The organism is Marinifilum breve, assembly GCF_003202155.1.
GTDB classification, from domain to species: domain Bacteria; phylum Bacteroidota; class Bacteroidia; order Bacteroidales; family Marinifilaceae; genus Marinifilum; species Marinifilum breve.
In genome coordinates, this window is record NZ_QFLI01000010.1 from 22812 (window position 1) to 36232 (window position 13421).

Genomic DNA, 13421 nt, shown 5'->3' on the forward strand with positions numbered 1-13421 from the left:
AATGTATCTTAGCGAATCGATAAAATAGAGTGTAAAAACTTCAAAATATTAGCACATGAAAGTAAAAATCGTTAATAAATCGAAACACGATTTACCTAAATACAGCACTGAATTATCAGCAGGAATGGATTTAAGAGCAAACTTGAGTGAACCAGTTTTTCTTAAATCATTGGAAAGAAAATTAATTCCAACGGGCTTGTTTATTGAATTACCAGCTGGTTACGAAGCTCAAATTCGTCCAAGAAGTGGAATGGCATTAAAAGAAGGTATTTCAGTTTTGAATACTCCTGGAACTATTGATGCTGATTATCGTGGTGAAATAGGTGTAATCTTGGTAAACCTATCCAATCAGGTTGTTGAGATTAACGATGGTGACAGAATTTGTCAAATGGTAATTGCAGCTCACGAAACAGTACAATGGGAGCCAGTTGAAGATCTTGAAGTATCAGAGCGTGGTGCTGGCGGATTTGGTCACACAGGAAAAGCTTAATCGTTAAAAAATATTAATTCGGATTGATTCTTAAGCCGAAATCTTAAATTTGATCCGAATTTTAGCTAATTTAAACATTACTACTACAAAGCAATGAAAATTATAGTACCTATGGCAGGAATGGGGAAGCGTATGCGTCCTCATACTTTAACAGTGCCAAAACCATTAATTCCTATTGCAGGAAAACCTATTGTTCAACGATTAGTTGAAGAAATTGCAAAAGTTTCGAATGAGAGTATCGAAGAAATTGCTTTCATTATTGGAGATTTTGGCAAGGAAGTTGAGAATCAGTTGTGCGAGATAGCTGAAAATATTGGTGCAAAGTATAGCATTTACTATCAAAATGAAGCTTTGGGAACTGCACATGCAATTCATTGTGCTGCAGAGTCTCTTTCGGGAAAGGTTGTGGTTGCTTTTGCAGACACATTATTCAAAGCCGACTTTGTGCTAGATGCAGAGGCTGATAGTGTAATTTGGGTTCAGAAAGTTGAAGATCCATCGGCTTTTGGAGTCGTTAAACTTGATGGTGATAATAGAATTACTGATTTTGTTGAAAAACCTCAGGAGTTTGTTTCTGATTTAGCGATTATCGGAATCTATTACTTTAAAGATGGTGAAAACCTAAGAAGTGAATTACAGTACTTGTTGGATAACAAGGTGGTTGTGAATGGTGAATACCAGTTAACCGATGCGTTAGAAAACATGAAAAATAAAGGTTTGGTATTTAAGCCAGGTCAAGTTATCGAGTGGATGGATTGTGGAAACAAGGATGCTACAGTTCATACTAATCAAAGAATTCTGGAATATCATAAAGATGATGAATTGGTATGTGATTCATCGAGTATTGAGAATTCTATTGTAATTCCTCCATGTTACATTGGAGAAAATGTGGTAATAAAAAACTCTATTGTTGGGCCACACGTATCTGTGGGAGCAGGAACAGTAGTTAGTAATACAATGGTTCGCAATACAATTGTTCAACGCAATTCGAACTTGGAACATTTAAATCTTGAAAATTCAATGATCGGAAATCATGTAGATATTCAGGGTGATGTTGCTGAGTTAAATGTTGGCGACTTTGCGAGCTTTACAAAATAGATAAAGGATGAAGGCGGGAAGAAAATTGTTATTATCAATCTTGGTTGGAGGCTGTGTTTTATGCAGCATTCCTTCTCATGCAAAGAGTGTAAAATCTACCAAAAAGGATAAGCTTCAAAAAGAAGTGAAACTTACAGAACAGCAAAAGTTGGAGTTTGACTACGCTTTTGCCGAGGCCACCAAGGCCATTTTACTTGGTGAGGTAGAAAAAGGAATTTCTTTGTATGTTTCCTGTCTTAAAATAGATCCTTCGAGTGCTGTTGTACGATACGAATTAGCGAATATTTACCTAAGTAAAGAAAACTACAACAGTGCTCTTGAATTATCTAGAGGTGCGGTAGCACAGCAGCCTCGTAATCTTTGGTATCAGATTCAATTGGCAAATATTTACCAAAAGAAAGGCATGATTGATCATGCTTGTAAGGTTTACGATGAGTTGATTGAAATGTATCCAGAAAGAAATGATTTCTTTTATCTGCAAGCTGCTTTGTATGCTTCGGTTGAGAAGTTTGAAGAAGCTATAGAGGTTTACGATCGATTGGAGAAAAAAGAAGGAATTCAGGAAGGTGTTTCTCTTGAAAAGGAGAGGCTTTACATTAAAATGGGAGATAAGAAATCTGCATATGCAGAGGTTCAAAAACTGATTAAAAAGTATCCCTATCGTGCTGATTTTTATGGAATGTTAGCCGACTTATATTTGGCTGATAACGAAGAAGAAAAAGCCTTTAAGCAATATCAGGAAATTTTAAAAATTGATCCAAATAATGGTTTGGTTCATTTTTATTTGGCTGATTTTTATAGAAAGAAAGGTGAAGTCGAAAAGGCGAATGCTTCATTAGCAAAGGCATTTGAACAAGAAGAGGTGCAGGCAGATCAGAAAATCCAGTATTTAATTGCCATGCTAATGGCACCCGATCAACCTGAATTATCTGATGATTATTTGAAGTCTTTACTTGACACTTTAGTAAATGTGCATCCAGGACATGTTCGTGTTCATGCTTTGTACGCTGATTTTTTAAGAAAAAGAAAAGACAATGAAGGTGCCAAATATCATTTGGAAAAGGTATTGGAAGATGAAAAATCCAATTATGTAGTTTGGGAAGAATTATTGCTGATCTATAATGAATTGTTGGATTTTGATGGTATGTTAAAGGTAAGTACAGAAGCATTAACATACTTTCCAAGTCAACCTCTTTTGTATGTTTTTAAAGGAGTAGCAGCAGCTCAAAAGAACGATTATAAAAATGCCATTACTGCATTCGAAAATGGAATGATGTACGTTGGCGACAATATAAGATTGCGTATCCAGTTCAAAACTTATATGGGTGATGCTTATTACCAAAATGGTGACGCTGAAAAAGCATTTAAATCGTATGATGAAGTTCTTTTGTATGAGCCTGATAATGTGATCGTATTAAATAACTATAGTTATTATCTTTCGGTTCGTGGTGAACAGCTTGAAAAAGCAAAAAAAATGAGCTCAAAATGTATTGAGTTGGAAGCAGAAAATCCAACTTACCTTGATACTCATGCTTGGGTTCTGTACCGATTAGGAGAATACAAAGAGGCAAAGGAAACCATGGAGAGGGCTTTACAGTTCGGAGGCGATGATTCTGCTGTACAGGTGGAACATTATGGCGACATATTATACAGGTTAGGAGAAGGTGAGAAAGCCATGGTAGAGTGGAAGAAAGCAATGGAGTTGGGTGAAGGATCAGAATATCTGGCAGAAAAAGTAAAAACAGGAACAATTCCTGAAGAACAAAAAGATGAAGAATAAGTTACATTCAAAAATATACTTGGGAGCCATGGTTTTAATCATGGCTTTTATTCAGTTTTCATGTAAAACAACCTACGACCTTGGTGTGATAAAAGCGAAACCAATGTCGGATGCAAAGTTGTATAGGAATTTAATTGACAGCAGTTTACATTACAACACCTTATTCGTAAAGAAATTCTCTGCAAATTATACTGTTGATGGTGTAAAGAAGAGCTTTAAGGGAGCTATAAAAATTCAAAAAGACAGTTTGATTTGGATTTCAATCACCGCGCCGGTTGGAGGTTTAGAAGTAGCTCGTTTAATGATTAGTCAGGATTCTGTTAAAATGATTGACAGAATGAAAAAGAAATACTTCATAGATGACTATGATTTCTTTAGAAAAAAACTGAATGTAGACTTAAATTTTAAATCTTTGCAAGCAATTCTTACCAATTCGGTTTTTCAGGCAACAAATGGGGAGAAAGAAAAATCTTTTATTCGAAGTTTCAACGGGCGAATTATAGATAACATGTACGTTTTCACCTCTGAAAAATCGCGAAAAGTTGATCGTAAACTTCGTAAGGATAAATTGAAAAGATTGTCTCGATTTGGATACCAAAGAGTTGATATTGATCCATCATTAATGAGGATTACGGATGTTTTGGTTAAGGATTTTGTTGATTTGCGAGATGTTAGCGTAAAATACCGAGATTTTAAAATGTATGAAGATCGTAAATTTCCACAGCGATTAAGTTTTGAGGTTATTGATCCGAAACATTTATTATCTTGTAGTGTTAAATTTAATAAGATTGCTTTCGATGATAAACTGAAGTTTTCATTTAAGATTTCAAGTAAGTACGAAAGAATATATCCTTAAAATAGATTATGGGCGTTTCAAGAAAAAGATTCTTTAAATTTCCGCTGTGCATAATTTTTCTACTGGTAATTTTAACTGTAGATGGATTTTCGCAGACAAGCATGTCGACACTAAAAAAACGTAAAGAACAGAACGAAAAAGACATAGCATACACGAATACGCTCATTAAAAACACCGTAAAAGACAAGAAAGTTAGTTTAGGTCGCTTGAATTTATTGAACCAAAGAATTCGATCACGACAATCATTAATAAATTCAATTGAGAGTGAAATAAGCTACATTGGCAAACAAATTATCCAAAAGAATAGAGATATCTCAAAACTGGAAAATGAGTTGGAGAAACTAAAAAAGCAATATGCCAAGGTTATTGTTTACGCTCACAAGCAGAGAAATTCCTACGAAAAGTTAATGTTTTTACTTTCTTCCAAGGATTTTAATCAAGCTTATAAACGGTACAAATACCTTCAGCAATTCTCCGAATACAGTAGGAAACAGGGAAAAAACATTGGAGTTAAAAAGGATTCTTTATCCGCTAAAATTGTGGAATTAAATAAAGTTAAGGCGGAAAAAGTGGATCTTTTGGCTCAAAAAACAGAAGAAAACAACAAGTTATCAGCCGAAAAATCACAACAATCAGCATTAGTTCAAAAGTTAAAAAAGCGCGAGAAACAACTTCGCGATGATCTGAGAAAGCAAAAGAGATACGCTCAAAAGCTACAAAAGGAAATCCAAAAAATTATAGAACGCCAGGCACGATTGGCTAGAAAATCGAGCAAATCTTCAGGAAAATATGCCATTACTCCAGAAGATAAAACTCTTTCCCTATCGTTTGACAAGAATAAAGGAAAGCTGCCATGGCCAACCAAAACCGGTTTTATTTCAGAAAAATTTGGAGAACATCCACACCCGGTTTTAAGGCATGTTACCGTTCGTAACGATGGTGTAAATATTACAACAGATTCCAAATCGGATTGCAGATCGGTGTTTAAAGGTGAGGTTACTCACATTCTTTCCATGCCTGGTCTAAATAATGTTGTTATTATCCGACATGGTGAGTTCTTCTCGGTATATTCAAATTTGGCGAGTGTAAATGTAAAAAAGGGAGATTTAGTTCAATCAAAAGAAAAAATAGGTGTAGTTTACACTGATAATACACAGGACCAAACCGTATTAAAATTTCAATTGTGGAAGGGAAGCACCAAATTAAATCCTGCACAGTGGTTGTATCGTAACTGATTGTATTGCGTAGAAGATAAGTAATGGAAAATAATCGGGATATTTTTATTGCGAAACTGGATCGTTTTATTCGCAAACATTACCAAAATTTACTGTTACGTGGATTTCTGCTATGTATTGTATTGCTTTTAAGTTACTTTTTCCTAATCTCTTTTTCCGAGTATTTCTTATACCTATCGGTAGCTATTAGAACAACACTAATCTTTTTTTCTGTTGTATTAATTATTGTTTTAGGATATCAGTTTCTAATTCGTCCAATTATTGGATTATTAAAAATTGGAAAACGAATTTCGTACCGCCAAGCAATTGATATTATTTCAACACATTTTCCGGATCTTCAGGACAAACTAATCAATACCCTCGAATTAACAGAGCAAGCTGAGCAAATTAATCAAAAAGAGAATTCTTTGCTCTTGGCCAGTATCAATCAAAGAATCGAATCGGTTAAAATTATCCCTTTCCGAAATGCAGTTTCGTTTAAAGCAAATTATAAATATTTAAAGTACCTGTTTGCCATTGCAACTGTAATTGCTTTAGTGCATTTTTTAATTCCTGATATGTACTCAAACAGTATGGAAAGACTCGTTAATTACCGTACAAAATACACGCCTCTTGCCGATTTTTCATTTGAGTTGGATAATTGGACTGGAAGAGCAGTTAAAGGCTCTAATTTTAGCTTAAAAGCTCGTACTGAAGGAAAGTACATTCCCAACGAAGTTTACTTACTTACAGATAATTCGAGGTTTTTGATGAAAAAAGAAAATTCGATAGAATTTTCCTATTTGTTCCGAAATATCAACTCCGACATCAGTTTTCGACTACAATCAGGAAAAGTTATTTCCGAAGAATTTAAAATTACGGTGATTTCGAAGCCTGGCATTAAAAATTTTTCTATTTCAATAAAATCTCCGACCTATACAAAATTACCTTTACGGATTGAAAAAAACATCGGAGATGTCAGTGTACCAGAAGGTTCTGAGTTGAAATGGGTGTTCGAAACAGACTTTTCAAGTACAGGAGAATTGATTTTTTCTGACTCACTGAATCCTAGTCCGTTAATTTTAGATGGAAATAGACTTCAGTTTTCTCGAAAAATCAGAAAACAAAATTCATATAGGATTTATCTAAGTAATAAGGAATTTGATAGAGAAACCTATGCAAAATACAATGTTGATGTAGTTCCGGATTTGTATCCACAAATTAAAATTGCAAGTATTCAAGACTCATTGATTGAATCGGGATATTATTTTCGTGGTCAGATAAAAGATGATTATGGATTTTCAAAATTGAGATTTGTTTACGAAGCAGATAATTTACCTCCGGTGTATATTCCTATATCTTTAAATCGAAATTTAAGTGCTCAGGAATTTTTCTTCTCTTTCGATTTTGCATCCGAAAATTTTCAAGAGGGAAGCAACGTAAAATATTATTTCGAAGTTTTCGATAATGATGGAATTAATGGTGCAAAGAAAGCAAGTTCAGAACAATTCAATTATTACATTCCTGATTCGAAACAACTTTATGATTTGAATACCGCTGTTCAGGATAGCATAGGAAGTAAAATTAACCAGAGTATTCAATTAAGTGAATCCATACAGCAAGATATTTTGCGCATGCAAAAAAACACATTGGATGGATCAGCAGAGAAATGGCAGCAAGAACAATTGCTTAATGAAATAGGAAATAAGAAAAAGCAGTTGGATGATTTATTGCAAGAAGTGATTCAGGAAAATCAGCGTAAAAATCGTTTGATGAACTCAACTGGTATGGATGATCCTCTTTTAATGGAAAAGCAGAAGCAAATAGAAGATTTGCTTGAAAAAATAATGGATCCTGAACTGCAAAAGTTATTTGATGAGTTTAATAAATTGGCTGAAGATCTTAAATCTGAAGATATCAATAAGTTAGGGAATAAGCTAAAAATGTCCGTGGATGATTTTCAAAAACAATTGGATAGAAATTTACAATTGCTTGAAAGATATGAAATTGAAGTTCGCGTTCAGCAATTGACAGATCGAATTAATAAATTGGCTGAAGAGCAAGATAAATCGGCTAATAAGAATCGAAAAGATTCTGAGAAAATAATGCAAGATCAGAAGTTGGGAGAGGAAAAGTGGAATGAATTGAAAGAGGATTTAAAAGATGTTCTTGATAAAAACTCCTCTATTCAGAAACCATATGATTTCGATGGAGATTTAAACGATCTACAAGACGAAATTGATGAAATGATACAAGAATCAAATCAATTTTTTGAGAACAATAAAATTGGTAAAGGGGCAAAGAATATGAAAAAAACCTCTACCAAACAAAAAAGTTTTGCTCAAAAGTTGAATGATAATATTGCCAATAGTACATCAGCACAAATGACTGCTGATATCGGTAATTTAATTCGATTAATGAATAATTTGATTGAATTTTCCTTTCAGCAAGAAGAGGTTTTAAATGGTTTTAAAAGAATTGGTTATTTAAATCCAAAGTATGTTGAAATGATTGAAAAACAAGGCGATTTAAAAGAGGAATATGCTCTTATACAAGATTCGTTAATTGCCTTATCAACTCGATCTCCGCAAGTAGCTTCATTAATTGGTAATCGAATTTTTAATATCGAAAACGAGCTGGAAAAAGTCATTACCGAAGCAAGTGAGAGAAGAAAAATACAGGCGGCAACAGCGCAACAAAAAGTTTTAACTGACGTTAATGAGTTAAGTGTTTTTTTGTTGGAGGCCTTGAAGCAGATGATGGAACAAATGGCAAATACTATGCCTGGAGATCAAATGGGAGATCAAAAAGGAGGGCAACCATCTTTTTCTGGCTTGAAATCGGATCAAAAATCACTTAAAAAAATGCTTGAAGAATTAATTTCTGATATGAAAAATGGAAAATCAGGAAAAGACTCCAAAGAGAAGTTGGGGAAATTCTTACAGCAACAAGAAATGTATCGTCAAAATTTGCAAGAAATGCTCCAAAATGGGGGGCTGGGAAACGAAAGTGAGAAAATCTTACGTGAAGTAACCAAAATGCTTGACCAAATGGAGTCGGACATTTCTAATTTTTCGATAAATTCGAATATGATTTTACGCCAAAATCGGATTTTTTCAAAATTGTTAGAAGCTGAAAACGCCCATAGGGAAAAAGATTTTGATAAGAAACGAGAAAGTAAATCAGGAAATATTTTAAAATTGAGTAACCCTAGAGAAATATTTGAGTATAAAAGAGTACGAACAGATTTTGAAGGAGTGTTTTATGACTCAAATGTGAAATTGTTCGACTATTATAATAAGTTGTACTTGGATTATATGATAAAACTTAATAATGACTAAATCTGATAACTTGTTGGTATTTCCATCTGAACTAGAAAACATAAGTAGGGTTGAAAGATTGATAGATGATATTTCATCTTCCTACAATTTAAGCTCTGAAATTTACGGTAAAATTTCTGTAGCTATTATAGAAGCTGTTAATAATGCCATTCTTCATGGTAATCGATTAGATGTCTCAAAAAACGTAAAGGTTGAGTTCAATATCGACGAAGAAGCCATTCAGTTTATTGTTGAAGATGAAGGATCTGGTTTTGATTTTGAAAATATTCCTGATCCAACCTTACCTGAGAATATTGAAAAAACACATGGTAGAGGTATTTTCCTTATGAATCATTTAGCTGATGATATTGAATTCTGCGAAAATGGCGCATTAGTTGATATGAAATTTAGATTTGCATAGATGTTGATTACATATAATTCGTGTGAAACAGAAATTCCCGCGATTGATCAAAAACGCATTAGCGATTGGGTCAATCGCGTTGTCGTTAATAATGGCGGCGAAATAGGAGAGATAAATTATTACTTCTGCTCCGATGATTACCTGTTGGAAATGAATCGTGAACACCTTAATCACGATTATTATACAGATATTATAACCTTCGATTACACCGTAGCCAATATTATCTCGGGAGATCTTTTTATTAGCGTTGATACAGTGCGTGACAACGCAGAAGATTACAAATGTGAGTATTTAGAGGAACTCCATCGTGTTATTATTCATGGTGTGCTTCATTTGTTAGGGATTGATGATAAAACTGATGAAGATCAGGCCATCATGACACAAAAGGAGGATGAATCATTAGCATTACTTTCCAAGATTATTTAAATTTGTGAAATTTTTTAATTTATTTTGCTGGATTACAAGATGTTAGAAGGTGATGTTGTTTTCTAGTGTTTTGATATTCAGCGGATTAGTTTAATTTATTTATCTTTGTAGGTAAATAAGGAATAAAGAATACAAATATCTTATAATAGTATGTTGCCTAAATATGATGTAATAGTAGTAGGGGCTGGACATGCAGGATGTGAAGCAGCAACTGCTGCAGCTAATCTTGGTTCATCTGTTCTTTTAATAACAATGGACATGAACAAGATTGCTCAAATGTCTTGTAATCCTGCAATAGGTGGAATTGCGAAAGGTCAAATTGTTCGTGAACTTGACGCATTAGGCGGATATACCGGTATTGTTACGGATCGTTCATCCATTCAATTTAGAATGTTGAATAGATCAAAAGGACCGGCAATGTGGAGTCCAAGAGCACAATGTGATAGAATGATTTTCTCAGCAGAATGGCGCAAAATTGTTGAAAATACAGACAATTTGGACATGTGGCAGGATGCTGTTGTTGGAATTATTGTTGAAGATGGTGTTGTAAAAGGGGTAAAAACCAAACTGGGAATTGATATATTCTCAGAAACTGTTGTATTAACCAATGGTACTTTTTTGAATGGTTTAATGCATATTGGACGAAAACAAGAAACAGGAGGTCGTTCTGCAGAACCTGCATCATTTGGTATTAGTGAACAATTAAAGTCTTTTGGTTTCGAAGTAGGAAGAATGAAAACGGGTACGCCAGCTAGATTAGACGGAAGAACCATTGATTTTTCTGTAATGAGAGAGCAGGGCGGAGAAGAAGGTTTTTACCAATTCTCTTATTTGAATAATCATGTAGAGAATACACTTCGTCAGAGACCTTGTTATATTACTTATACAAATCCTGAAGTTCATGATAACTTGAGAGAAGGTTTTGAAGATTCGCCAATGTATAATGGTACCATTCAAAGTACAGGTCCAAGATATTGTCCAAGTATTGAATCTAAACTTTCAACCTTTGCAGAAAAGAATGAGCACCTTTTATTCTTGGAACCGGAAGGGGAGAATACTCACGAATATTACATTAATGGATTTTCATCAAGTTTGCCTTGGGATGTTCAATTGAAAGCACTGCAAAAAGTTCCTGGTTTGGAAAATGTAAAAATGTATCGTCCTGGATATGCAATCGAGTATGATTACTTTGCTCCAACTCAGTTGTTCCATACATTGGAAACCAAAATTATCTCAAAACTGTATTTTGCAGGTCAAATTAATGGAACCACAGGATATGAAGAGGCCGGTGCTCAAGGAATGATGGCGGGTATTAATGCAGCTTTATCTGTCCAAGGTAAACAAGCATTTACTCTAAAAAGAGATGAAGCATACATTGGGGTTTTAATTGATGATTTGGTTACAAAAGGGGTGGACGAACCTTATAGAATGTTTACCTCTCGAGCAGAATATAGAATATTGCTTCGCCAAGATGATGCTGATGTCCGATTAACTCCAAAAGCATTTGACTTGGGTTTGGCTGATCAGGAAAGAATGGATTTACTTAAAGAGAAAATTCTGTACAGAGATAAATTATTTCAATTTTGTAAGGAGTTTAGTTGTAAACCAAAATTCTTAAATCCTGTATTGGAAAAATTAGGTACGAGTCCTTTGAAACAAGGAGTAAAATTATACGATATTATTCTACGTCCTCAAGTAGGTATCCAAGATCTTATTGAAGATGTATCACCATTAAAAGAGATGGTAGATGAAATTCCAAATCGTAAAGAGGAAATTATCGAAGCGGCTGAGGTTTTAATAAAATATAGTGGATATATCGATAGAGAAAAATTAATAGCAGATAAGCTAACTCGTTTGGAAAATATCGATATAAAAGGTAGATTTGATTATATGACATTACAGTCTTTATCTACCGAGGCTAGACAAAAGTTGGATAAGATTCAGCCGCAAACAATTGGACAGGCTTCACGCATTTCAGGGGTCTCTCCAAGTGATATAAACGTTCTTTTGGTACTTATGGGACGATAATGTTCCACGTGGAACCAAGGAGTATTTTTCAAAAGTTTACTCCTTAAAACGCCCGAAATCGATCTCCTTGTTGTAAACAAAGGGATAGTTTCGGGCCTTTTTGTAAGTATATTTATACTCTTAAAATCTCTATCATGAAAGATCAAAATTTTAAAATATCGGGTAAAATTGTAGATGTAGTTTCAAGAGAAATTATTTCAGGTGAAATTGAAGTAGTCAATGGATACATTAAATCTATAGTTTCAAAACAAGATGTTCCCGATCAATATATACTGCCAGGACTAGTCGATTCTCATATGCATATTGAAAGTTCTTTGTTAATTCCAAGTCGATTTGCAGCGGAAGCTGTAAAGTGTGGAACTTTGGGTTTGGTTACGGATCCTCACGAAATTGCAAATGTATTAGGGGAAATAGGAGTGGATTTCATGATTAATGATGCAAAGAAGGTTCCGTTAGAAATTAAATTTGGAGTGCCTTCCTGTGTCCCAGCAACAGAACATGAAACCTCAGGATTTGTATTAGATAGTAATATTGTTGAAAGTTTACTTAAAAGAGAAGAGGTAGTTTGCCTGGCAGAGGTAATGGATTTTGTAGGAGTAGTAGAAGAAGATCTTGAAGTACTACGGAAAATTATTGCCTGTAAAAAATTAGGAAAAAAGATAGATGGTCATGCTCCAGGATTAAAAGGTGCAGATCTGAAAAAATATGTTGCAGCAGGAATTTCAGCAGATCATGAATGTTCCACTATTGAGGAAGCATTAGAGAAAATTACTTTGGGTATGATGATTCAAATTAGAGAGGGTAGTGCAGCAAGAGATTTCGATTCACTATGTTCTTTACTCGAATCACATCCAGATAAAGTAATGTTGTGTACAGATGATCTTCATCCAGATGATATGGCAGAAAATGGTCATATTGACTACTTAATTAAAAAAGGTCTGAAAAAAGGATATGACATTTTTAATTTACTTAGAGCTGCAAGTTACAATCCAATTCATCACTACGCTTTGGATCTAGGATTACTTCAAACTGGTGATTCAGCAGATTTTATTTTGGTGGATAACTTGGAACAATTTTCCATAATGGAAGCATATAGAAAAGGGGAGTGCATACTTGAAAATGGTAATCCATCTTTCGAAGTTCACAACGAAATTCTATTGAATAATTTTAGTCGCAAGCCTATACGTTTATCTGAAATCTCTGTTCAACCTAAGAACGGTAAAATAAAAGTAATGGTTGCCAAGGATGGAGATTTGATTACCGATTCTATTCTATGTGAGCCTAAAATTGAGAATTCGAATCTTGTAGCAGATGTAGAGAATGATCTTTTAAAAATGGTTGTCATGAGTAGGTATGATAATGGGAAACCAGTAGTTGGTTTTGTTAAAGGATTTGGGTTTAAAAAAGGAGCCATTGCAGAAAGTATTGCACATGACAGCCATAATATCATTGCCATTGGAACTAATGATGAAGAGCTGGTACATGCCATTAATACTTTAATAGAATTAAAAGGTGGGATTGTAGCTGTTAATAATGGTGAGAGTAAATCTGTAAAACTTGAAGTGGCAGGGTTGATGTCAAATAAAACTGGTAGCCAACTTTTGGAAGAATACTCAGATTTGTCTGAATTTGCATCAGAATTAGGTTCTGATTTTGAATCACCTTTTATGACACTTGCTTTTATGTCGCTTCTTGTTATCCCAAAATTAAAGTTATCTGATAAAGGGTTGTTTGATGTAGACCAATTTAAAGTCGTAGATTTATTTGCCAACGAATAGTAATTCTCTC

The 13421-nt window shown here is 34.2% G+C and carries 10 protein-coding genes; all 10 read left to right on the forward strand.

What is annotated here, in order from left to right; genetic code table 11:
- Nucleotides 1–55 precede the first annotated feature (55 nt).
- The 10 genes from dut (at nucleotide 56) to ade (ending at nucleotide 13411) form a co-directional block, all read left to right on the forward strand.
- On the forward strand, nucleotides 56–490 hold the full coding sequence (gene dut, locus DF185_RS18345) for a dUTP diphosphatase (RefSeq protein WP_110362346.1): 435 nt from the start codon (nucleotides 56–58) through the stop codon (nucleotides 488–490).
- 93 nt (nucleotides 491–583) lie between these two features.
- Nucleotides 584–1588, forward strand: a complete 1005-nt coding sequence (locus tag DF185_RS18350) for a sugar phosphate nucleotidyltransferase (RefSeq protein ID WP_110362348.1) — start codon at nucleotides 584–586, stop codon at nucleotides 1586–1588.
- A 7-nt stretch (nucleotides 1589–1595) separates the two neighbouring features.
- Nucleotides 1596–3368, forward strand: coding sequence for a tetratricopeptide repeat protein (locus DF185_RS18355; RefSeq protein WP_110362350.1), 1773 nt, complete (start codon nucleotides 1596–1598; stop codon nucleotides 3366–3368).
- A complete protein-coding gene (gene lolB1 / locus DF185_RS18360) occupies nucleotides 3358–4224 on the forward strand; it encodes a lipoprotein insertase outer membrane protein LolB1 (RefSeq protein WP_110362352.1) in 867 nt (288 codons plus the stop codon). Before DF185_RS18355 ends, lolB1 begins: the two co-directional genes overlap by 11 nt.
- Before the next feature lie 101 nt (nucleotides 4225–4325).
- Nucleotides 4326–5459 carry a murein hydrolase activator EnvC family protein gene (locus DF185_RS18365; protein WP_165836069.1) on the forward strand — a complete coding sequence of 378 codons (1134 nt, stop codon included), beginning with the start codon at nucleotides 4326–4328 and terminating at the stop codon, nucleotides 5457–5459.
- 23 nt (nucleotides 5460–5482) lie between these two features.
- On the forward strand, nucleotides 5483–8779 hold the full coding sequence (locus tag DF185_RS18370) for a coiled-coil domain-containing protein (protein WP_110362356.1): 3297 nt from the start codon (nucleotides 5483–5485) through the stop codon (nucleotides 8777–8779).
- On the forward strand, nucleotides 8772–9179 hold the full coding sequence (locus tag DF185_RS18375; RefSeq protein ID WP_243421795.1) for an ATP-binding protein: 408 nt from the start codon (nucleotides 8772–8774) through the stop codon (nucleotides 9177–9179). Before DF185_RS18370 ends, DF185_RS18375 begins: the two co-directional genes overlap by 8 nt.
- Nucleotides 9180–9605 (forward strand): rRNA maturation RNase YbeY, encoded by a 426-nt coding sequence (gene ybeY, locus DF185_RS18380; RefSeq protein WP_110362358.1) that lies wholly within the window; start codon nucleotides 9180–9182, stop codon nucleotides 9603–9605. It begins immediately after the preceding gene.
- 150 nt (nucleotides 9606–9755) lie between these two features.
- Nucleotides 9756–11633: a tRNA uridine-5-carboxymethylaminomethyl(34) synthesis enzyme MnmG gene (gene mnmG, locus DF185_RS18385; protein ID WP_110362360.1), complete on the forward strand. Its 1878-nt coding sequence runs from the start codon at nucleotides 9756–9758 to the stop codon at nucleotides 11631–11633.
- Nucleotides 11634–11767: 134 nt separating this feature from the next.
- Entirely contained in the window at nucleotides 11768–13411 is a 1644-nt protein-coding gene (gene ade, locus DF185_RS18390; protein WP_110362362.1) for an adenine deaminase, read from the forward strand.
- Nucleotides 13412–13421 lie beyond the last annotated feature (10 nt).